Origin of the sequence: Neptunomonas sp. (assembly GCF_041601355.1) — a bacterium.
Classification (GTDB): Bacteria; Pseudomonadota; Gammaproteobacteria; order Pseudomonadales; family Balneatricaceae; genus Neptunomonas.
Genome location: NZ_JBFIIH010000042.1, coordinates 1 through 22,654 on the forward strand (window position 1 = coordinate 1; position 22,654 = coordinate 22,654).

Genomic DNA, 22,654 nt, shown 5'->3' on the forward strand with positions numbered 1-22,654 from the left:
CCAAATAGTAGCAGCCGACGTCACACCGACGACGGCACCATCTTTTGCCAGCATCACTCCCGCCCCTAAAAAGCCAATACCGGTAATGACCTGCCCGATAACCCTCGAAGGATCGATAGCATCACCATGCAGCTGAAAAGCTGTGGCAAGGAATACGTAAGTACCCAGTATTATCAACGAAGAGGTTCGAATTCCTACCGGCTTACCTCTTAACTGTCGTTCCAGGCCAATCATAAAACCACAGAAAACAGCCGTCGCTATCGCCAACCAATCATATGGGGCGATAGAAAAAAAGTCGTCACTCAGTAGCATTAACGGCCTCGGTTCTCCAAACGGCTAACAAACTCCTGCATAATCAACATGTAAAGTTCATTGCCAAGATAAAGATCTTCGACTTCGTGGTCGATACTCGGATTATCATTTACTTCGATCACATACACCTGATTTTCTTTATGTTTGATATCAACGCCATACAATCCACGTCCAATCATGGCACAGGCCTTTAACGCCGCATCTAAAACACTTTTAGGTACTTCAAAAGTAGGCAGTGTTTCAAAACCACCGGATTCTGTTTCTTTACCATGACTATAGATCTGCCAATGATCGCGGACCATATGATAACGACAAGCGTAAATTGCCCGCCCATTCAATACGCCGATGCGCCAGTCATAATCGGTATACAGATACTCTTGAACCAGAACTAAGGCGGTATCTACTAAAAGATCCTGAAGCTTTTGCTTGAGTTCATCCCGGGTCTTAACTTTATAAACACCTTTAGAGAAAGAACCTTCCGGCATTTTCAGGACAATCGGATAGCTAAAGCTAGATTCGATATTATCCAGATCTTGTACTGAAGCACCAATCACCACATGTGTTTTTGGTGCAGGTACACCGTTATAGCTGAAGGCGTCATGTAAAAACACCTTGTTACAGCAGCGTAAAATAGAAGTGGAATCATCAATAACCACCAGCCCTTCACGTTCCGCTTTGCGTGCAATCCGATAAGTATGGTGATCTATCGCCGTTGTTTCACGAATAAACAACGCATCATATTGTGAAATCTGTCCAGCTTGATCGGCGGTAATCGTCTCGGCATGAATACCCACTTTAGCGGCTGCTTTAATGAAGAGCTTGATAGCATCTTTATCACTAGGCGGCTGCGCTTCTGCAGGATTAACCAATATCGCCATATCCCAACGCTGCTTTTTACGGGCAGGCGGCGTGCGCCAGACGCGTTCGGTAAATACCTGCAAGCGTTGTAAAAACAGTGCCTGGTCAGATTTGCTCAGATGAATAAATGAGCGTCGTTTTACCTGAACCAGCACGCCATTGGCATCCTTACACAGACTAAAATGCAGGATAGGGGCCGGATATTTATCAAACATCTGCTTGGCCAGTTTTTTCCATGGCTCCTCAGCAACCCACCCCATGAACACCATAAACTCAACTGACTGCTCGTCTGATTCAGCATTAAGCGACTCGGTGTGAAGTAGCTCAACCGGCAAGGCCAGCTGTATTCCGGCTGATGTATCATTCGACAAATCGCGCAGATCATTAATCGTACTGACACTGGGCAACACCTTATGCTGGCGTGCTTCCGCCAGCAAAGAACAGTAATATCCCCGGCTCAGATAGTGTTCGGTATCGCAGAGATTAATCAGCCGTGTTTTTGGCTCATTTCGCTTCGGATAATCCGCCAGATATTGTTCAAATGTAATCACACTGAGCTGATCATTTTCAAAGATCAGCTCATCCGTATCCACGACCACGATGGTTTTATACATGCTATGTAGCTCGCTTAATTGTTAGGAGATTTCAATTCCGCCAGTGCTGACAGGATCTGTAAAAATCCCCTGACAGAAGCAATTGGCGCTGATTCGGATAGTGTATGATAACCCGAGCTGGGTATTTGCAGCGTCGTGCCATCGACTAAACCACCTGAAGCAGAAATAATTCGACCCAGCTCTGTAGAGCCCAAAGAGACCGGTGACTCTCCATTGGCTGCACGCACAACATTCTGTTTGTCGACATACTCATCTTTCATTTGAATGCTGATATTTTCTTGCTGGCATAAAGTGACGAGCTGCTTAGTCAATTCAGTATTGAATGTCGCATTCGCATCTTTGTTACGTAAAACCAAATGTTGACGCTGGGCGGCTTCAAGATCCGGGTAAGGACTGGTATCAACAACGATTAACTGGTTAGTGGTGCCACCAAACCGGCGGAACCATTCCAGCAGATAACGCCAACTTTTACCCGCCTCCTCCTGAGCCGTGAAAAAAGCCGTACCCTGAAAGCCTAATTCGAACATATAAACGAGTGCTGCCGCTGTTAAAACATTATCTAACTGCCCGACTAATGCATTGTTTTCGATGCGTAATTTATCGGAAAAGGCAACCGGCGTACCTGCCACCAGATGCTCAAGCCCATCAAGCTCGAAAATCAAGTTATTGCGATATTCACAAATATAAGCGTTGCGAATAAGTCCACGGCCACGATACGCCCCGGACCATGGCTCGTAAGCATATACAGATTCAGCTTCGAAGCGGTTAACAATTTTATTCATTAACTGTTCGCTGACAGAGTTACCCAGCAGATCTGAACGAGCACCCGAAACAAATGCCGCATACTGAAACTCGTTAGGGCCGGTACAGATCAAACCATGACGATCTACATGCGCCGAAAACATAACGCTATCGGGTTGGTTTCCCTGTGCCACTAACACCCCTTCATACCAGGTCACGTGAGCACCACGCTCTTCCAGCTCACGCTGCAGTACACGAAAAAAAGAGTGCTCAGACCCAACAACACTGGGGCTGCGAATTAATGAAGATAATAAACTGACATAAGCATCGGGAAGCTCCTGCGAAGCCAAATTATTGGTGACCACTTCGGCAAATAAATCAGATGTGTCTAAAGGCATAAAATCCGTCCATAGGAATGGCTAAACGATGCTCACCATATCACACAGATAGTCTGGGCACCCCAACCACAGGGGTAAAAACAGCTAGATAGCACGCTTATAATTTAATGACAATAAATTTTTATTGTTAAGCCCGGGTCCTGCTGGACTCCCTACCAAACGCCCTACCAAACGCCCTACCAAATTCCCTGCTGAACTCTATGGGTTTTCATCTGTCTTAGAACCATATAAAAAAACTGCTTAGCCTTGTTGGCTAAACTTCAAGATAGAGCCTTGAGAAGACACTATGACTCATCCTTCTGTTTTTGCTGGATTTTTCTTTATGGTTGGCGGGTTATCACCCCTCGCAGCAACCGCCACACAACTCTTTGAACAATCAGGATCTGTCCCACAGCTAATCCAATTATATACATCCGAAGGCTGCTCAAGCTGCCCCCCTGCTGACCGGCACTTACGAGCACTGCTTAATGATCCGAAACTCTGGACAGAGCGTTTACCGGTGGCTTTTCATGTTGATTATTGGGACTACATTGGCTGGAAAGATCCGTATGCACAACCTCAGTTTAAAGAGAGGCAATATGCGCTAAAAAAATCAGGCGCGATTGAGAGCATCTATACACCAGGATGGGTAGTCGACGGTAAAGAGTGGAAAGGCTTTTTTCTTGGACAGGCACTCCCTGCACCGCCATCAAGGCAAGGGGGTAAGCTGAAGGTTGAAGTAAATGATAACCAACAGGTCACGGTGAGCTATCAGGGCGACTCCAATAGTCCCGATAGTGATCCCATTACGGCTCACCTGGTCCTGTTATCATTCAACCAGACATCACATATCACGGCCGGCGAAAACAGTGGCAAAACACTACAACACGATTTTGTCGCCTATCAAGAGTTGCAAACCGTCAATCAAACGCCTGAGTGGCTCTTTTCACTTCCCGATTCAGATCTGTCAACGCAAAAGGCGATGGTGGTCTGGTTAACGTCAGAAAATAGTCCTCAGCCCCTTCAGGCGACTGGCGGATGGCTTGAATGATCATTCCAGAAGTGGCATTTTTACGTTATAACTAAACCTTACACCTTAACGTAGCAGTCCTATCACTGGATTCTTCAACTGGAGAGAGCATGAAACTTATTGGCTCAGGTATGTCCCCTTATGTCCGCCGTATCCGTCTATTCCTTGAGTCCCGGGAGCTCCTTGAGGGGCAGGATTATGATTTCATTAACCTCAACATCTATTCCCCCGAGGGCCGCGCTGAACTTGCGTCATACACCCCTGCCATGAAAATTCCTGTACTTGTTGACCAAGAGCAGAAAATCTATGACTCCCGCCTTATTCATCGTTACCTGAATGAGAAACAGAGAAATGTGCCTCTGAGCTGGAATCAGGAGAACCTGTTAACACTCATCGATGCAGCCAATGACTCTTTCGTCATTTTATTACTGTCGACTCGCTCAAATATAGATACCAACGCCGATTCGCTGATTATTAACCTGCAGAAAGAACGTATTGAAAGAACCATGCAGCTTTTAGAAGATTCGGTCGAAAATGGAGAGATCTCAGGGTGGGATTATCCCGCTATCTGCCTCTTCTGCTTGCTCGATTGGGTGAACTTCAGGGATCTGCTCAATTTAGCTCCATTTCCACATCTGAGCAGCTTTCATGGTGCCAGAGTAAATGAGGCCGGTGTTGAAGCAAGCAATCCTCGCAACATTAAGAGCTAAGTGTGATTTTTAGTCTTAATGTGATGAGGATATAAAAATGTATCGATAATAAGCTACAGTTAGTTCATAGGATATAACAAAAGAAGTACATGGATGACTCAGAATTCTGGCGCACTACACATAAGCAAAAGAGTCTTATTATTTTTATGGCTAACCTGCCATCTTTTCGTGTTGTCCGTAAATAGTTTTGCGGATGACACGAAAGCAAGCTTAACAACAGTTACATTAACGCCGCAGGAGGAATCCTTCTTACAAAACCATCCGGTCATTACACTCGGCTCTGACCTGTCTTGGCAACCCCTTGTGACGGCTAATCCAGATGGCAGTATCTCAGGTTATGATGCCGATATATTGCAAAGAATAAATCAACTCACAGGTGCTAATTTTTCGCTGGTCGTCGGTGACTGGATCGATATGCAGACCAAAGCCAAAGCTCATGATATTGACGGGCTAAGCACGAGTGCAATCATTCCTGAGCGCACCTCATATCTTACTTTTACCAATCCTTATTTAACGCTGCAAACATCCCTCTTTGTATCCAGAGGCAACCCGCTATCCATCAAAAATTTTGACGATCTGAAAGGAAAAACGCTGGCTATCCAAAAAGCCAATCAGTCCGATGTCGAATTAGCGAAGCAATTTAAACACTCCACCATTCTTTATATGGACACCTTAGAGGAGCTCCTCTCTGCACTATCAACCGGAGAAGTAGACGCTACCTTTGGCAATGCAGCGACACTCTATTTGGCTAACAAGCTGGGTATGCCCTACTTGCAGGCGGCCTTTCATCTGCCGCAGCAGTTGGACCTGGTGTTCGGTATAAGGAAAGACTGGCCCGAAGCCGTGTCGATTCTGAACAAAGGGTTATCCTTACTCACTACGCACGAAAAGCTACGCATCCAGACTTACTGGTTCAGTGATCAATCACAAGCAGACACAATAAAAGAAAATAAGGCACTGACACTCAGTAATAATGAGCAACTCATTGTCAACAATGCCCCCTTACGGCTTTGTGTTGCTCCCAACTGGCTGCCTTTCAGTAGCATCAACTCAGATGGGAATTACCAAGGCGTGACAGCCGATATCATGTCGCTGATAGCAGAGCGTTTAGATACAAAGTTCATACTCACACCGACATCCGCGTGGCGCGAATCCGTGGATCTCATAAAGCACAAAAAATGTGACTTCATTACAACGATAACACCGACCAGGCAACGCGAAGAATTTTTAACATTTACCCAGCCCGTGTTTACATCGCCGATTGTACTGGCAACACGACTGGATCAATTTTTCTTACCCGACCTGACAAGTGTTGGCAACAAGCCAATCGGTATCATGAAAAATAGCGGGATAAAAGTACTGATAAAGAACCAATACCCAAATCTTAATATTATCGACGTCAGCTCAATTCAGGCGGGGTTGGCACTGCTCAGTGAACAAAAGATCTTTGGCTATATAGACTCGCTTGAAGTCATCGCACACTATGTCAATAAAGAGCATTACATCAACATCAAGATCTCCAGCACACTCCCTATGGACTTGAATCTTGCCATCGGCGTCCGCAAAGACTGGCCTCAGTGGCCTCCCTTATTGAATAAGGCGATTCAAAACATCTCCAATGAAGAGATACAACAAATACGACATCGCTGGATTGGGATCAAATATGACGAACCTATCGATTACAAGGTCATCTCAATCATCATTACGATCTTAGGCGTACTCGTATTCCTAGTCATTTACCGTTATCGCGTCATCGCCAAATACAACACCAAATTAGAAGACCTTAATCAAAAACTTGCCAAACAAGCGAGCACAGACCAACTGACTCAATTACCCAACAGGTATTTATTAGATCAGGAAACACTAAGGGTGATAGCGGCATCACAACGTTACCAGGAACCCTTTAGCGCCGTGTTATTTGACCTGGATTATTTTAAAAAAATTAATGATAAATACGGGCACCAAGTGGGTGATGATGTGCTGATTCAAGTCACTCAGGAAATGAGCCATTCGATCCGTGACACGGATATTCTAGGACGCTGGGGAGGCGAAGAGTTCCTACTGGTCTGCCCAAAAACAACACTGGACGGCGCAATAAAACTCGCTGAAAAAATCCGCATACATATCGAGCAACATCACTTTATAGAAGGTCGGAAAATCACATTGAGTGCAGGTGTCGCCGAATTCAACGCGAATGAGAACTATCATTCCCTGCTTAAGCGGCTGGATGATGCGCTTTATGTTGCAAAGAACTCAGGAAGAAATACCGTCAGCACTAGTAAAATAGAAACAACGGAAACTGTATGACGAAAGTGAAAGTTAAGCACAAATTCAGAACGAAAAAAAACCCGGCATCAGCCGGGTTTATTTAGAAGGTCGCTAATTACTTAGCTAATTTCTGGATCTCTTCCATTGCATTTTTGCTAGAAGAAGTAGCCAGAGCAGTAAACGCTTCGCCCTGAGTCTTCAGCATTTCGAACAATGCAGTGTTAGCAGCAACGTTGAATTTAACAACGTCTTCCGGAGTTTTCAGTTCTTTAGCTTTTTCTACTTCAGTTTTGAAGAAAGAAGCCAATTCTTCGCCTGCTTTTTTCTGCAGTTCAACAGACTGGTTGATTGTAGCCGCCTGAAGAGTCATCAGAGTTTTAACAGCTTCTAATGGTTTCTGCATATCGATGTTGTTAGTCATGGTATATCTCCAAGTTGGTAAATTAGTTATGGTGCACTGCACAATGATGACTATTCTATCCATATCTGACGCCGAGTCAATAGTTTTTTTGTTGCGCTGCAACAAATATTTTTTACGGATCAAATATCGCATACCATGATGACGCTGCCGGGGAGTTTAGCGCTGTATTAATGCGGGGAGGCAATGCCCCTGAAACAACAAAGGTGTTATATATCGCTGGTCAGGATCGGCAAGAAATACCGTCCGCTTTAGTTAAACGACACTACAACAAAAACATAAAAGGGAACAAGCACAAGCACGCCAGTCTTTAAAATATGAGCATAAATTCTGGACGAAAAAAAACCCGGCACCAGCCGGGTTTATTTAGAAAGTCGCTAATTACTTAGCTAATTTCTGGATCTCTTCCATAGCAGTTTTGCTAGAAGAAGTAGCCAGAGCCGTAAAAGCTTCGCCCTGTGCTTTCAGCATTTCGAACAATGCAGTGTTAGCAGCAACGTTGAATTTAACAACGTCTTCCGGAGTTTTCAGTTCTTTAGCTTTTTCTACTTCAGTTTTGAAGAAAGTAGCCAAATCTTCGCCTGCTTTTTTCTGCAGTTCAACAGACTTGTTGATAGCTTCAGCCTGAAGAGTCATCAGAGTTTTAACGGCTTCTAGTGGTTTCTGCATATCGATGTTGTTAGTCATAGCAAATCTCCGAGTTGGATAATCAATTAGTTATGGTGCGCTGCACAATACAGGTAATTCTATGCTTATTTGGCCGCGAGTCAAGCCTTTCCAACTGCGCCGCACAAATATTTTTCATACGTAGAATATCGCATAAATTTATGACGGAAAAATGACTAGCCGCCTTAAATTACAAACAAAAAAAACCCGGCATCAGCCGGGTTTTTCAAAAGTTCGGTAATTACTTACCCATTTTCTGGACTTCTTCCATTGCATTTTTGCTAGCTGAAGTAGCAAAAGCAGTAAAAGCTTCGCCCTGTGCTTTCAGCATTTCGAACAATGCAGTGTTAGCAGCAACGTTGAATTTAACAACGTCTTCCGGAGTTTTCAGTTCTTTAGCTTTTTCTACTTCAGTTTTGAAGAAAGAAGCTAAATCTTCGCCTGCTTTTTTCTGCAGTTCAACAGACTGGCTGATTGTAGCCGTCTGAAGAGCCATCAGAGTTTTAACAGCTTCTAGTGGTTTCTGCATATCGATGTTGTTAGTCATGGTGTATCCCCAAGTAGTTAATTAGTTATGGTGCACTGCACAATGATGATCATTCTACTGATATCTGGCAGGGTGTCAACAACTTTGTTGCACTGCAACAAATATTTATATACTTAAAATATCGCATAGATTAATGACATTCTAATGGGGACCAGCATCCAAATAACCTTCCTGAAAACCAGTCTGAGCGGAGAGAGTGCTGAATTTTTTTTCTTAAGCGATTATATTAAAACGTCCAGCTAAGAAGGCCAGTTCATGAAAGCTCCTGCAGCCCTATTAATACTACTCATTTCTTTTTCAGGTGCTGTGGTTGCTGACACGGCACGCATCGCGGTAGCCTCTAACTTCACCTCTACAGCGCAAGCACTGGCAAACCTGTTCAACCAGACATCAGGCCACAATGTACAAGTAAGCTCAGGGTCCACAGGTAAGTTATATATACAGATACGCCACGCAGCCCCGTTCGATCTGCTTCTGGCAGCAGACATGGAACGCCCACAGCGCTTATTTAAAGAAGGCTTTGCTGATAGCGAACCCTTTATTTACGCCACGGGGCAGTTGGTATTATGGAGCCGCGATCTTGCTGATGTATCCACCGGTCTTGATGCCCTCAGGAGTCCGGCGATAAAACGACTGGCGATCGCCAATCCAAAGACCGCCCCTTACGGCACAGCCGCCCGGCAAGTATTAGATAGTTTGCCCTTTGAATACGCCGGAACAGTGGTGACCGGTGACAACATTGCGCAAACGTATCAGTTCGCTGCCAGTGGTAATGCAAACGCCGCTTTTGTTGCGAGTGCACAAATCGTATTAGACCAACGCGGTTACACATGGAACGTACCCCAGTCGCTGTATTCTCCCCTCCATCAGGGTGCTCTATTACTGATCCATGGCAACGAAAATCAAGCGGCGCATGCTTTTTATCGATTCTTGCGTAGCGATCAGGCAAGATCGGTTATTCAAAACTATGGTTACACCACCGAGTGATCACATAACGCATGCTTGATGCCATTCTACTGACATTGAAACTCGCCAGCCTGACAACGATTATTTTGCTATTGTTAGGTACGCCACTGGCGTGGTGGCTGGCACGATCGCGTGGCCTGTTCAAAGATATTATCGCAACGCTGGTGAGTATGCCGCTGGTGCTTCCGCCAACAGTATTAGGCTTCTATCTGTTAATCACGCTAGGCCCGGACAGCCCTTTAGGGCAATTACTCTCCTCACTTTTTGGTGGCCCGCTGACATTTACCTTCGGTGGCCTTGTGATCGGTTCTGTTATCTTCTCGCTGCCCTTTATGGTGCAGCCGTTACGCAATACATTTGAGTCCATCGGCACACGGCCACTCGAAGTGGCCGCTACTTTGCGCGCATCACCCCTGGATACTTTCTTCAGTGTCGTTCTGCCTTTATCACGACACGGCCTGCTGACCGGCAGCATCATGACATTTGTTCACACCCTGGGAGAGTTTGGTGTTGTTCTGATGATTGGCGGCAATATCCCCGGAGAAACCAAGGTATTATCCATCGCTATCTACGATTATGTAGAATCGCTGGAGTGGGCACAGGCGCATTTGATCGCCGGTGGAATGCTGTGTTTTTCCTTTATTGTGATTCTGGCAATGACACTGCTTGAGCGCAATGGCCGAAAAGGACGCGAGCTATGAATAAAGCCATACAGATTCGCTTCCGGACGCCGCTTGAGCATTTCACGCTGGATGTCGATATCAACATTCCTGCAAGCGGTGTGACTATATTATTTGGTCCGTCAGGCTGTGGAAAAACCACGCTGTTAAGATGCATTGCCGGCTTACACCCGGCAAAACATGCGCACCTGCGCATTAACAATAATAGCTGGCAGGCAGAAGGGATCTACCTACCCGCCCACCAGCGACGGGTCGGCTATGTTTTTCAGGAGCCGAGCCTGTTTCCTCACCTGAATGTCAGCCGAAACCTGTTATTCGGACAACGCCGCGCTTATCTTCCGAGTCGGCATAAGAGCCCTCCGCAGCACAGTAACCAGAGCCCTCAGCATAACGACAACAAGAGCCCGCTTTCGTTGGATGAAGTAAGCCAGTTACTCGGCATATCTCACCTGTTACACCGTATGCCGGACAAGCTCTCCGGCGGAGAAAAACAGCGGGTAGCCATTGGGCGGGCACTGCTGTCTAATCCGGAAATATTACTCATGGATGAGCCACTGTCGGCATTAGACTACGCCACCAAAGCAGAGATCATTCCCTATCTTGAGCAGTTACATGCACGTTTATCTATTCCGATCATCTATGTAACGCACGCGATCTCTGAGGTGGAAAGTCTGGCAGATCATATTGTGCTGCTAGAAAAGGGAAAAGTAACCGCCCAAGGCCCGATAAAGGAGATGCTGCTGGATCTGTCAGCGCCACTGGCACACTTCACCAATGCGGGCTCGCTGATCGACGCGGTGGTAGATCACTATGATGAAGAATATGATCTGACAGCGTTTGCCGTTGATGGCGGCACACTCACCGTACCTGGCAACATAGGCTTACCCGGGGCGCAAAAGCGCATACACCTCAGTGCCAGCCATATCAGCCTGAGCCGAACAGCCGCCACCGACAGCACCATCGTTAACATACTACCTGTCACCATTTTGGAGATAAGCCCGGCGGATAAGGCGCAATGTAATATCCGTTTACAATTGGGCGAAAACAGCCAGATACTCGCACGCATCACTCGCCGCTCAAAAGACCAGTTGGCCTTACATTGCGGCGAACAGCTGTTTGCCCAGATCAAAGGGGTTTCTTTAGTCAAAAGGTTAAACAGCCATGCGCATCCTGCTCCTCTCGGCCTATGATGCTGACAGCCATCAGTATTGGCATCAAGGACTGGTAACACACTTCCCTGAACACCAGTGGACGGTTCTGACGTTGCCGGCGCGTTACTTTTCATGGCGACTTCGCGGCAACAGCCTCAGCTGGGCTTTTGGAGAATCAGCTGCACTGTTACACCAACCTTATGATCTGATTATCGCCACCTCGATGACCGATCTGTCCAGCCTGCGCGGTTTTGTGCCAGCACTCGGCCAGATTCCGACGCTACTGTATTTTCATGAGAACCAATTCGCCTACCCCGAATCAGGCAACGAATTCAAAAGCATAGAACCAAAAATTCTCAACATCTACTCGGCGCTGGCCGCCGACCATATCGCCTTTAATACCCACTACAACCGCGATACTTTTTTACAAGGCGCGAGCGCTTTACTGAAAAAACTACCCGATCACGTACCTGCCGGGTTAATAGAGCGGCTAAAAGAGCACTCCAGCGTACTACCTGTTCCACTGCATGACAGCTGCTACCTCCCTCATCAACAACAGCCAGGCGCGCTACAAGTTGTGTGGAACCATCGCTGGGAATTTGATAAAGGCCCTGAGTTACTTTATCAGGCACTCGCCACTCTTCATGCTGAAAAAATAGATATTCAGTGTCACATTGTCGGCCAGCAGTTTCGCAAAATACCGCCCGCTTTCGACAAGATATACGCGCAATTTCCGTCCATCATTGGTCGCTGGGGCTATATAGAATCGGTCGGGGATTATCGCCAACTGTTACAGTCGGCGGATGTGGTTTTATCCACGGCATTACATGACTTCCAAGGCATTGCTGTGCTGGAAGGCGTTGCTGCTGGGGCCATTCCCGTGATACCTGACCGGCTCGCCTATGCAGACCTATTCGACAGCCAATATCGTTACAGCGCGGCCTCTCAGCCGGCTAACACAGCAGACGAAACCCATGCACTGGTGTGTATGCTAAAACAACTCGCGACAGCCAAGGCAAACAATGCCCTGCCCCGCGCTCCCCGGGTTGATACGCTGAGTTGGCAACATGTAAAGCCGCGTTATTTACAATTGATACAACAACTGCTGCGACGGCCGATTCAGTAAACGACTCAGCCACTGATGAATACCAGCATCGCCCGCTTTAACGACGAATAAGTAGCACTGCCACCTTATAGCTATTGCCTTTTACTTCATTTAACACAATTATTAGACAAGACTAATGTAAGATCCGTTAAATAATAATGATTAAAGGCTTTCACTATGTTGCAGATTTTCAAACCGCGTGGCCTGATTATTAGCCTGGCGCTTAGCCTGACTCTTATCCTGCTGCCTACTGCCAACAGTGCATTCTCTGCTAGCGCTGAAGTGATCGTGCCTGATCGCTACCCTGAGTCCCTTCTCTACGACAAGCCCGTCAAGGTGGCAGATAATGTCTGGTCAGCCATTGGGCAAACACAGTACTACAGCTACGAAAATGCGGGGCACAATAATAATCTTTCCTTTGTCATCGGTGACAACGCGGTGTTGGTTGTCAACGGCAGCGCATCCTATCTGCTCGCCAAAGCTTTGCATGATGAGATCAAACAGCTCACCGACAAACCGGTGAAATATGTGGTCGATGAGAATGGCCAGTCACACGCATCACTGGGTAATAACTACTGGAAAGAGCAAGGCGCTACACTGATTGCGCATGTAGATGCCGCAGACGAGATTGAATCACATGGCCCTGCTGGCCTCTCCAACCTGCAACCGATTTTAAAGGAACGCGCAAAAGGAACGCAAATCGTCCCGATCGACCAAACATTCGACGCTAACCTGACGCTTGATCTTGGCGGTATCAGCGCTGAACTGATCCACTTTGGTGAGGCACATTCGCCGGGGGATATCTCCGTTTATATACCACAGCGCAATGTAATAATTGCCGGTGACATTGCCTTTCATGTGCGCCTGTTACCTATCTTCCCCGACACCGATACGGCTGCCTGGCTGGAAACCTGGAACAGCACCTTTAGTAAATTCGCCAAAGATAAAATCATTGTTCCGGGGCATGGTGGCCCGACCGATTTTGCCACGGTTGATGAGTGGACACGCGGTTATCTGGAATATATACGCGGCAAAGTCGCTATCCTGATTGAGGAAGGCGGCACCCTTGCGGATGCTTACCAGATCGACCAAAGCCCCTATGCGCATCTGGAAACATTCGAAGAACTGGCATCCAAAAATGCAGGTCGCGTTTTTGAGGCCATGGAATTTGAGTAATAAGGGAGTTTGAGTAAAAGGGAATTCGCATAAAGGGGATTTGATTCAATACCAGATCACCTGCTTAACTGTTAAGCAGGTGATCTTACACGCCACGCTACTTCATTAACGAACCTAAAATACCGCGCAATAAACTTTTGCCAACACTGCGGCCTACGCTGCTACCGATACTGCGGACCACACTTTTGAGCAGTGCTTCTGTCACCGACTGACGGTTGCCACCTGAAGATCGGCTACTTCTGTTATTTTTTGCATCGGCCTTCTCTTTGGCGATACGCGCTTCCTCATCTTCAGTGGCCTGTAAACGTGCTTGCGTACGCTCCAGCAATACTTCATGTGCTGAACGGGGATCGTAAGCGACGGCATAACGGCGATGCATCGCACTACTATCAATCACTACCTGGCGCTCATGCACTGTTGCAGGCCCCATGCGAGAACTTGGCGGCCGTACCAGCGTACGCTCAACCACACTAGGGATACCATCCTTGAGTAACACTGATACCAGCGCTTCACCCACCCCCATGTTAGTAATCACCTCAGCGGTGTCTAAATCAGGGTTGGGGCGGAAGGTTTGCGCCGCGACGCGAACAGACTTCTGATCTTTTGGCGTAAAGGCGCGCAGTGCATGCTGTACACGGTTACCCAACTGGCCCAACACATTCTCCGGAAGGTCTCCCGGGCTCTGTGTGACAAAGTAAACACCCACACCTTTAGAGCGAATCAGACGGACAACCTGCTCTACCTTTTCGATCAGCACTGTAGAGGCGTTGTTAAACAACAGATGCGCTTCATCAAAAAAGAACACCATTTTAGGCTTATCGGCATCGCCGACTTCCGGCAGGTTTTCAAACAGCTCGGATAACAACCACAGCAAGAAGGTTGAATACACACGAGGGCTAAGCACCAGTTTATCGGAGGCCAGCACATTGATCATGCCGCGCCCATCACGATCTAACTGGATCAGATCATCAAGCACCAGGGCAGGCTCACCAAAGAACTGATCGCCACCTTCACGCTCCAGCATTAATAAACGACGCAGGATCGCATTCACCGAGGCACGCGACACCGTCAGACTGGAGCTGATCTCCTTGCCATGAGAGCCGATAAACTCCAATGTCGTCCGCAAATCTTTCAGGTCGACCAGCAGCAAGCCTTCATTATCAGCAAACTCAAAAATCAACGTCAGGATACTCTCCTGCGTTTCATTCAAATCCAGCAGACGAGACAGCAACTGCGGCCCCATCTCAGAAATAGTTGAGCGCACGGGCGTGCCCTGCTCACCAAAGACATCCCAAAAGGCAACCGGATAACCACGTTGAACAAAGTTTTCAATCTGAATTTTGTCAACGCGCTCATCCACTTTTGGATGAGGATTACCCTTCTGACATAAGCCCGACAGGTCGCCTTTCACATCAGCCATAAACACGGGCACGCCCATGTCAGAAAAACCTTCAGCAAGGCACTGCAACGTCACTGTTTTACCTGTACCGGTTGCACCGGCAATCAAGCCGTGGCGGTTGGCATAGCGAGGATTTAAAAATACTTTTCCGCTATCACAGCCACCGATCAGAATACCCGTATCCATTTCCTTGCTACCCTCTGTCTTTTGTTGATATCAACTATCAGATTACTCGTAAATATTACTCGCAATCATATACATAGTTATATCTCAACACAGTACAAGTTTATAGCGCCTTAACTCTATTTCACTGGCGGATTAGCCCCTCACGCGGCCTCTAACATTCCCTGCTCAATCACAAAACGGATAATTTCCGGTAAACCTTCACCGGTTTTCAGATTAGAAAATACATACGGTGAATGAGGGCGCATACGTTTAGTATCCTGATCCATCACATTCAGGTCGGCTCCCACATAAGGTGCCAGATCGATTTTATTGATAATCAGCAGATCTGATCGGGTAATACCCGGCCCGCCCTTACGCGGGATTTTTTCCCCTTCGGCCACATCAATAACATAAATGGTCAGATCAGCCAGCTCAGGGCTAAAAGTCGCGCTGAGATTGTCACCGCCACTCTCAATAAACACCACATCCAGTGTTTTATGGCGCTTTGCCAGCTCTTCCACCGCCGCCAGATTCATTGACGCATCTTCACGGATCGCCGTATGCGGGCAACCACCCGTTTCAACGCCAATAATCCGGTCAGGAGCCAATGCTCCCGCCTGCGTCAGTATTTTTGCATCTTCCTGTGTATAGATATCGTTAGTCACAACCGCAATATTGTACTGATCCCGCATAGCTTTGCAGAGGACTTCCAGCAGAGCTGTTTTACCCGATCCAACCGGGCCACCCACCCCAATACGTAAAGGGGACTTGTATTCGCTCATCGTTAACTCCTGGTTTTATAAATGACTCCCGTTTTCAGGAGCGGAATAACCGTGAATATTGTGTTTCGTGGCGGCTACTGGCAATCGCCTGTGCCGGTGTTGAACTGCCTACCTGATCATCTTCAATCGCTATGGCTTTGGCTAACACGCCAGGCAGCTGTTCACTGATACGCAGTAACAGTTTTTGCCCGGACGTCTGTCCCAGAGGAATCAACTTCACGCCCGCCATCACCGCATTATCCAGCCAGCTCCACAGATAACCGACACACGCGGCCTCGGCGGCTATATCGAAATGCTGCGCCGCTACCGCAAAACCGGCCACCTGAGTAGATCTGACCGACGCTTCATACTCAGGCGCGACCATCACCTCTAAATGAGGTAACAAAACGGCCAGAGCCTGGCCTCGTTGCCGCTCCTCTTTGCGCAATTCCGACGTTTCGCGGCACGCCAGAAGATAATCACACCAATGGCTGACCTGCTCTGCATCCTGCTGCAAAAATGCGTTTCGCAAGCGCAACAACACAGGCAGTTCGAGTGTTGCCATGCTGTTCAGCAGCATGCCGGTAATCCATGCTTCCAGCTCAGTCTCGGATGTGACCCAGCGCGCCTCAACCGCCCACTCCAGACCTTGCGAGTAAGTAAACGCGCCGACAGGCAACCCCGGGCTAATCAATTGATAAAGACGAAGATCAGCTAACATAATTGTCTTATCGTTTATCCTTACGAATACGGCGATACAACGAAGGAGCGTAAATTACGGCCGCCGACGCTAATCCCAATGCGCCGGCAAGTACCAGCAGGTGATCAGGCGACGCCAACTGGTGTGCCAACGTTGCCACGACACTGCTGGCCGTTTCCTCGTTGTGCGCCATAGCCAACGAACTAAAGGGTGCCAATACTGCTATTGTTGATAAACGTGCTTTCATTTTATTCTCCGTTAAATCATTAATGCTCATGCGCATGATGCCCGCCATGAGTACTGTTGTGATAGGCGCCGGCTTCTGGCTCGAAAGGCGCTTCTTCCACCAGCACATTGCCGCCCAAACCACGCACCATATCGTCCAGTACGTGATCATGTTGATAACGCACAAAGCCGGCACCGACCTGTAAAGACACATGGCGATTACCTAAATGGTAAGCCACCCGGGCCAGCAACACGGCATCGTCACATAGCACCGTCGATACGCACTCATCTGCCGCACAAATCTGAACGACGACACCCTCATCACTTTCAATCTGGTCGCCATCGCGCAGAATAAGACCTCGCGGCAAGAACAAGCCCGCTTCACGGCCGTCATCCAGCGTCACACGTAAACGACTTTTGATACGTTTATCGATCGGCAGGCTAAGCGTGGTATAAACAGGTTTCACCACCTTTAACAATTTTGTCAGGTGTAACATCGCGCCCCCTAAAAAAGAAAATATCGCTGCGCCATTGGCAGCTCAGTAGCAGGTTCGCACGTCAGCAATACACCATCGGCTTTCACCTCGTAGGTTTGCGAGTCCACACTGATATCCGGCTGGTAGCTATTATGAATCATGTCGGATTTTTGCAATGTCCGGCAGCCTTTCACTTCACCAATCAGACTTTGTAAGCCCAACGTTGCGGGCACACCATTGGCAATCGCTGCCTGCGACAAAAACAACATCGATGTCGCATGGCACGCCGCGCCCATCGAGCCAAACATAGGCCGATAATGCACAGGCTGAGGCGTAGGAATAGACGCGTTCGGATCACCCATCGGAGCCGCGGCAATCATGCCACCTTTGAGAATAGCACTGGGCTTAACACCAAAAAAAGCCGGTTTCCACAAGACTAAATCAGCGAGTTTGCCCACCTCAACCGAGCCTATTTCATGCGCAATACCATGCGTTATCGCCGGATTAATCGTGTACTTTGCGATATAACGTTTAATCCGGCCGTTATCATGTTCAGCCGGATCTGAATCCAGACTGCCACGCTGCAATTTCATCTTATGCGCCGTTTGCCAGGTACGAATAATCACCTCACCGACCCGCCCCATTGCTTGCGAATCAGAGGCGATCATAGAGAACGCACCCAGATCATGCAGAATATCCTCAGCCGCAATCGTTTCACGGCGGATACGCGATTCAGCAAAGGCCACATCTTCAGCAATACTCGGATCAAGATGATGGCACACCATCAGCATATCCAAATGCTCATCAACGGTATTCACCGTATATGGACGGGTTGGGTTAGTTGACGATGGCAGCACATTAGGAAACCCTGCCGCCTTAATAATATCCGGCGCATGACCGCCGCCCGCACCTTCAGTGTGATAAGTATGGATGACACGGCCATCCATCGCCGCCAGCGTATCTTCAAGGAATCCCGACTCATTCAGCGTGTCGGTATGGATCGCTACCTGCACATCCATCTCATCGGCCACCGACAAACAGCAATCGATAGAGGCAGGCGTCGTGCCCCAGTCTTCATGCAGCTTAAGCCCCATCGCGCCGGCCTCAACCTGCTCTCGCAACGCTTCAGGCTGGCTACTATTACCCTTGCCTAAAAAGCCAATATTCATCGGCAAATTATCCACAGCCTGCAACATCCGATGGATATTCCACGGCCCCGGTGTACAAGTCGTCGCATTGGTGCCGGTCGCCGGACCTGTCCCGCCGCCGAGCATAGTGGTTACGCCCGACATCAGCGCATCATCAATCTGCTGCGGACAGATAAAATGAATATGCGCATCCACACCACCCGCCGTAATGATCGAGCCTTCAGCGGCCAGCACCTCAGTACCCGGACCAATCACTATATCCACATCAGGCTGCACATCCGGGTTACCGGCTTTACCGATCGCCGCAATACGGCCATTCTTTACACCGATATCTGCCTTTATAATGCCCCAATGGTCGACGATCACCGCATTGGTAATCACCAGATCAACCGTCTCGGCGCTGCAGCGCTGGCCCTGCCCCTGACCATCACGGATAACCTTACCGCCACCAAACTTTACTTCATCACCGTAAGTGGTCAGATCCTTTTCAACCTGCAGCCATAATTCAGTATCTGCCAGGCGTACCCGATCACCCGTTGTCGGGCCAAACATTTCGGCATAAGCACGTCGTGAAATAGTCGCCATCAGTTGCTCCTCGCTGCTAATCGTTGGTATGCATACATCACAGCGGCCCCATCACTTTGCCCTGAAAACCGTAAACAATGCGCGAACCCGCATAAGCGACCAGCTCGACAGTACGCGCCTGGCCCGGTTCAAATCGCACTGCCGTACCCGCCGGAATATTCAGACGAAAACCACGCGTTTGTTCACGCTCAAAACTCAGTGCGTTATTCGCTTCAAAAAAGTGATAGTGCGACCCTATCTGGATCGGGCGGTCACCCGTGTTAGCGACGCGCACTACACAGACCTCCCGGCCGGCATTTATTTCGATATCGCCCGCTTGGGTTATCAGCTCACCTGGAATCATAGGAATCTCCTGTGCATTTACTCAAAACGCTAAACGCTTAAACCTAAAAACTTATGTCGCCGCCTTTACACTTAAGCCCTTAAACCTGGCCACTGACCTTTAAACAATCGGATCGTGAACCGTCACCAATTTGGTGCCATCAGGAAACGTCGCCTCCACCTGCACCTCAGGAATCAGCTCAGCAATACCCTCCATCACATCGTCCAGCGACAACAACGTACGTCCATAATCCATCAGCTCGGCTACGGTTCGGCCATCACGCGCACCCTCAAGAATCGCCGCACTGATAAAAGCAACAGCCTCAGGATAATTAAGCTTAAGACCACGAGCCTTACGCCGCTCGGCCAACAACCCAGCGGTAAACAACAGCAACTTATCTTTCTCACGCGGTGTTAATTCCATAAGCGGAACCCCCTCCTGAATTGCCCCGTGCAAAACATCAATGCACAAGAAAAAAGCAAGTTATGTACCAGAAGGAAAAAAGTGCAGAATTGAGGTGGCTAGCGGCAAATACAAAGCGAATTAAAAATGTTCCAAACGCCTATGATGCACCATATCGAAGCATCTGCTTCATTAAAAAAAGCAGATGCACAAAAATAGAGCACGGAATAACTAGATTATTTTAGAGACGTCACGTTGTTTAATTAACAACATAAGCAGGGGGATAATCATGCTCATCATTAGCATTCTGAACATCTGATGTGTTGCTACGAACAAGGCATCAACATCCTGATTCATAGCAATCGCAATCATGACCTCCATACCGCCAGGTGCATAAGCCAACATTGCCTGTGTCCAGGGAATATCAAGAAAGAAATGTAACGCGGCAGCAAAGCCACCAGAAATAAGCAAGGTGATAAACAATCCACCCGTCGCCGCTTTCAGTTCGGGTATCACGTCATTCAAAACCAACCCATTAAATCGGGACCCAATAGCACAGCCAAGAAACACAAGTAACGAGAGCATCATCATGTCAGGAAAACGCCAGTGCCAGCCAAACCCCAACTTGAGGATCAGCGTTGCAAGAATACCGCCCACCAGCATGGCAGCGGGTACCCGTACTTTTTGCAGCAACCACCCCAATCCGATAGCCAGCAAGACGGTAGCCACCATCTGTTCAGGGTGTTCAATATAAAACCCATGCAACGACACATCACGCTCGGCCACCGGCAAAAACAAGGGGACCAAAAACACCAAAAATAATAAGCGAACACTATGAACTAACGAGATGCGGCGTACATTGGCGTTTTTTTCTGCGGCCATTGACAGCATTATTGCCAGATTTCCCGGTACCGCACAAAACAACGCATCATCCTTGCGCCATCCGGGTAGTCGCGCATAGTAGCGATACATCACATAAAGCAGAGCGGCCATCATAAAGCACATCAATACAGCAGAGCGGCCCCAGTGGATCAATTGATCAACCAGATCTATTTCGATATTGAGGGCCACCGATATACCTAAAAACAAACTAACGATAGATGAGGTGGCCGTAGGCATTGCTACCCGAATACCACCAACAGCGGACACAACCACGGCGATCAGCGCACCAATCAACCACGCTGATGGCAAACCGAGCCAATAGGCAATCACCGCGCCAAACACGCCGATCACTAACGTACGAATCATCAGCCACATGATAAAAATCCAAAAAAAGGGGTGACCAAGGCCACCCCAAATAAACCCGACTAACCAGAAAACAACATCAATCTTCTTCCACTTCAGCCCTGTCTGCCAACAACTTACGTCTTTTCAGAGAACTCATAATCAGCGGAGCAAATACTGCAAGCACCGTGGCAACAGCCAAACCATATGTTATAGGACCATTTAACAAGATGGCCCAGTCACCGCCACTGATAGACAGCGCACGACGCAGGTTTTCTTCTAACACTTTTCCTAACACCAAGCCAAGAATAACCGGCGCAAGAGAGAAGTGAAGCTTACGTAACAGAAAGCCAATAACACCTAAGAAAACCATAAAGTACAGATCAAAACTGTCACCATGAATGGAGTAAATACCAATAAAGGTAAGCATCACGATCACAGGGACCAGGTACGCCTGACGGATAGACAATAAGCGAACAAACATCCCGATCATCGGCAAGTTCATCACCAATAGCGCCACGTTACCAACAAACATCGAAGCAATCAGACCCCAGGCAATATCAGGACGCTGTTCGAACAACAGCGGGCCTGGTGTGATATTGAACATCATCAACGCACCCAGCAAAATGGCCGTTGTACCACTGCCCGGAATACCCAGTGTCAGCATAGGAACCATTGCACCGGCAGCCGATGCATTATTGGCTGCCTCCGGGGCTGCCAGTCCACGAATATCACCTTCACCAAAATGTTCGTTATGACCTTCAGCAAAGCGTTTCTCAGTACCATAGGCGACCGCACTGGCAATAGAAGCACCGGTTCCCGGTAAAACACCAATCAGGAAGCCTATAAGGGTCGAGCGTAACACCACCCATTTAACATGTAAAAGATCAGCCATACTGACAAAGCTTTTACCAATAGGTGTAATCTTCAGGTCATTGCGTGCCCAAGACTCCAGCAGCACAAAAACCTCACTGATCGCAAACATTCCGATAACAACAACAAGGAAATCAACACCGTCGAAAAAGTTTGGAATCCCCATGGTAAAGCGCAGTACACCGGTACCTGAATCGACGCCTACGGTCGCCAACAACAGACCAATGACTACACCAACCAATGTTTTAATCGGACGCGAACCCACCATCGTTGCCAGACAAGTAAAGGCAAAGATCATCAGCCATACATACTCTGATGGCCCGAACTTAATCGCAAACTGACTCAACAGCGGTGCTGTAAACACCATCAGCAACAATGCACCGATGCTACCAACAAACGAGCTAACAGCAGACAGCGCTAATGCACGACCACCCTCGCCTTTACGCGACAATGGATAACCATCCAGTGTTGTCATAATCGCACCAGCATCACCCGGCACGTTCAGCAAAATACTTGAAATACGGCCGCCATACTCAGCGCCGTAATACACACCGGCCAATAGAATTAACGCCGACTCGGGCGGTAATCCCAAGGCATAGGCCAGCGGTAATAAAATCGCAACACCATTAATCGGACCAATGCCCGGTAAAGAACCAATCAAGGTTCCGAAAAAACACCCCAACAAAACCAGAAAAAGGTTAAGCGGGAGCAAGGCAACAGCAAATCCGCTTGCCAGATGACTAAAAACATCCATG

Annotated in this window: 24 protein-coding genes; 8 read left to right on the forward strand and 16 right to left on the reverse strand. The window is 48.0% G+C overall.

Features of this window, described 5'->3' with window-relative positions; translation table 11 throughout:
- The 3 genes from ABY436_RS08690 to ABY436_RS08700 form a co-directional block, all read right to left on the reverse strand.
- Positions 1 to 312, reverse strand: a 312-nt coding sequence (locus tag ABY436_RS08690; protein ID WP_372738583.1) for an MgtC/SapB family protein, incomplete at its 3' end; no start/stop codon positions are given.
- Positions 312 to 1,784: a RimK family protein gene (locus ABY436_RS08695; RefSeq protein ID WP_372738584.1), complete on the reverse strand. Its 1,473-nt coding sequence runs from the start codon at positions 1,782 to 1,784 to the stop codon at positions 312 to 314. The genes ABY436_RS08690 and ABY436_RS08695, both read right to left, overlap by 1 nt.
- Before the next feature lie 14 nt (positions 1,785 to 1,798).
- Positions 1,799 to 2,923 carry a peptidase M42 gene (locus tag ABY436_RS08700; RefSeq protein WP_372738585.1) on the reverse strand — a complete coding sequence of 375 codons (1,125 nt, stop codon included), beginning with the start codon at positions 2,921 to 2,923 and terminating at the stop codon, positions 1,799 to 1,801.
- A gap of 286 nt (positions 2,924 to 3,209) precedes the next feature.
- Between ABY436_RS08700 and ABY436_RS08705 the strand changes: the two genes are divergently transcribed.
- The 3 genes from ABY436_RS08705 (at position 3,210) to ABY436_RS08715 (ending at position 6,949) form a co-directional block, all read left to right on the forward strand.
- Positions 3,210 to 3,953 (forward strand): DUF1223 domain-containing protein, encoded by a 744-nt coding sequence (locus ABY436_RS08705; protein WP_372738586.1) that lies wholly within the window; start codon positions 3,210 to 3,212, stop codon positions 3,951 to 3,953.
- 89 nt (positions 3,954 to 4,042) lie between these two features.
- The gene (locus ABY436_RS08710; RefSeq protein ID WP_372738587.1) at positions 4,043 to 4,642 is read left to right on the forward strand and encodes a glutathione S-transferase family protein; all 600 of its coding nucleotides are present in this window, start codon (positions 4,043 to 4,045) and stop codon (positions 4,640 to 4,642) included.
- A gap of 93 nt (positions 4,643 to 4,735) precedes the next feature.
- Positions 4,736 to 6,949, forward strand: coding sequence for a diguanylate cyclase (locus ABY436_RS08715; RefSeq protein WP_372738588.1), 2,214 nt, complete (start codon positions 4,736 to 4,738; stop codon positions 6,947 to 6,949).
- A 76-nt stretch (positions 6,950 to 7,025) separates the two neighbouring features.
- On the opposite strand, the gene ABY436_RS08720 is transcribed toward ABY436_RS08715, so the two are convergent.
- From ABY436_RS08720 to ABY436_RS08730, 3 genes are all read right to left on the reverse strand, one after another.
- Positions 7,026 to 7,331 (reverse strand): hypothetical protein, encoded by a 306-nt coding sequence (locus ABY436_RS08720; protein ID WP_372738589.1) that lies wholly within the window; start codon positions 7,329 to 7,331, stop codon positions 7,026 to 7,028.
- A 378-nt stretch (positions 7,332 to 7,709) separates the two neighbouring features.
- Complete coding sequence (locus tag ABY436_RS08725) at positions 7,710 to 8,015, reverse strand: hypothetical protein (RefSeq protein ID WP_372738590.1); 306 nt, start codon at positions 8,013 to 8,015, stop codon at positions 7,710 to 7,712.
- Between the two features lie 220 nt (positions 8,016 to 8,235).
- Entirely contained in the window at positions 8,236 to 8,541 is a 306-nt protein-coding gene (locus ABY436_RS08730) for a hypothetical protein (protein WP_372738591.1), read from the reverse strand.
- Between the two features lie 255 nt (positions 8,542 to 8,796).
- Here ABY436_RS08730 and modA point away from each other — a divergent pair, with 255 nt between their 5' ends.
- The 5 genes from modA to ABY436_RS08755 all read left to right on the forward strand — a co-directional run bounded on the left by modA (position 8,797) and on the right by ABY436_RS08755 (position 13,619).
- Entirely contained in the window at positions 8,797 to 9,528 is a 732-nt protein-coding gene (modA, locus tag ABY436_RS08735; protein WP_372738592.1) for a molybdate ABC transporter substrate-binding protein, read from the forward strand.
- Positions 9,529 to 9,539: 11 nt separating this feature from the next.
- Positions 9,540 to 10,208, forward strand: coding sequence for a molybdate ABC transporter permease subunit (gene modB, locus ABY436_RS08740; protein ID WP_372738593.1), 669 nt, complete (start codon positions 9,540 to 9,542; stop codon positions 10,206 to 10,208).
- Positions 10,205 to 11,377, forward strand: coding sequence for a molybdenum ABC transporter ATP-binding protein (modC, locus tag ABY436_RS08745; protein WP_372738594.1), 1,173 nt, complete (start codon positions 10,205 to 10,207; stop codon positions 11,375 to 11,377). Before modB ends, modC begins: the two co-directional genes overlap by 4 nt.
- Entirely contained in the window at positions 11,349 to 12,464 is a 1,116-nt protein-coding gene (locus ABY436_RS08750; protein WP_372738595.1) for a DUF3524 domain-containing protein, read from the forward strand. Before modC ends, ABY436_RS08750 begins: the two co-directional genes overlap by 29 nt.
- Positions 12,465 to 12,620: 156 nt before the next feature.
- On the forward strand, positions 12,621 to 13,619 hold the full coding sequence (locus tag ABY436_RS08755) for an MBL fold metallo-hydrolase (protein WP_372738596.1): 999 nt from the start codon (positions 12,621 to 12,623) through the stop codon (positions 13,617 to 13,619).
- A 97-nt stretch (positions 13,620 to 13,716) separates the two neighbouring features.
- Here ABY436_RS08755 and ABY436_RS08760 read toward each other — a convergent pair whose 3' ends face one another.
- The 10 genes from ABY436_RS08760 to ABY436_RS08805 all read right to left on the reverse strand — a co-directional run bounded on the left by ABY436_RS08760 (position 13,717) and on the right by ABY436_RS08805 (position 22,653).
- Positions 13,717 to 15,204: a helicase HerA-like domain-containing protein gene (locus ABY436_RS08760; RefSeq protein WP_372738597.1), complete on the reverse strand. Its 1,488-nt coding sequence runs from the start codon at positions 15,202 to 15,204 to the stop codon at positions 13,717 to 13,719.
- 140 nt (positions 15,205 to 15,344) lie between these two features.
- Positions 15,345 to 15,965 carry an urease accessory protein UreG gene (gene ureG / locus ABY436_RS08765; RefSeq protein WP_372738598.1) on the reverse strand — a complete coding sequence of 207 codons (621 nt, stop codon included), beginning with the start codon at positions 15,963 to 15,965 and terminating at the stop codon, positions 15,345 to 15,347.
- A 34-nt stretch (positions 15,966 to 15,999) separates the two neighbouring features.
- Complete coding sequence (locus ABY436_RS08770; RefSeq protein ID WP_372738599.1) at positions 16,000 to 16,665, reverse strand: urease accessory protein UreF; 666 nt, start codon at positions 16,663 to 16,665, stop codon at positions 16,000 to 16,002.
- Between the two features lie 7 nt (positions 16,666 to 16,672).
- Positions 16,673 to 16,891 carry a hypothetical protein gene (locus ABY436_RS08775; protein WP_372738600.1) on the reverse strand — a complete coding sequence of 73 codons (219 nt, stop codon included), beginning with the start codon at positions 16,889 to 16,891 and terminating at the stop codon, positions 16,673 to 16,675.
- Positions 16,892 to 16,910: 19 nt separating this feature from the next.
- A complete protein-coding gene (ureE, locus tag ABY436_RS08780) occupies positions 16,911 to 17,366 on the reverse strand; it encodes an urease accessory protein UreE (RefSeq protein ID WP_372738601.1) in 456 nt (151 codons plus the stop codon).
- An 8-nt stretch (positions 17,367 to 17,374) separates the two neighbouring features.
- Entirely contained in the window at positions 17,375 to 19,078 is a 1,704-nt protein-coding gene (gene ureC, locus ABY436_RS08785; protein WP_372738602.1) for an urease subunit alpha, read from the reverse strand.
- Between the two features lie 37 nt (positions 19,079 to 19,115).
- Positions 19,116 to 19,421: an urease subunit beta gene (locus ABY436_RS08790; RefSeq protein ID WP_090723888.1), complete on the reverse strand. Its 306-nt coding sequence runs from the start codon at positions 19,419 to 19,421 to the stop codon at positions 19,116 to 19,118.
- A 99-nt stretch (positions 19,422 to 19,520) separates the two neighbouring features.
- The gene (gene ureA / locus ABY436_RS08795; RefSeq protein ID WP_372738603.1) at positions 19,521 to 19,823 is read right to left on the reverse strand and encodes an urease subunit gamma; all 303 of its coding nucleotides are present in this window, start codon (positions 19,821 to 19,823) and stop codon (positions 19,521 to 19,523) included.
- A gap of 210 nt (positions 19,824 to 20,033) precedes the next feature.
- Entirely contained in the window at positions 20,034 to 21,059 is a 1,026-nt protein-coding gene (locus ABY436_RS08800) for an AbrB family transcriptional regulator (RefSeq protein WP_372738604.1), read from the reverse strand.
- A gap of 67 nt (positions 21,060 to 21,126) precedes the next feature.
- The gene (locus ABY436_RS08805; RefSeq protein WP_372738605.1) at positions 21,127 to 22,653 is read right to left on the reverse strand and encodes a tripartite tricarboxylate transporter permease; all 1,527 of its coding nucleotides are present in this window, start codon (positions 22,651 to 22,653) and stop codon (positions 21,127 to 21,129) included.
- Position 22,654: the final 1 nt, after the last annotated feature.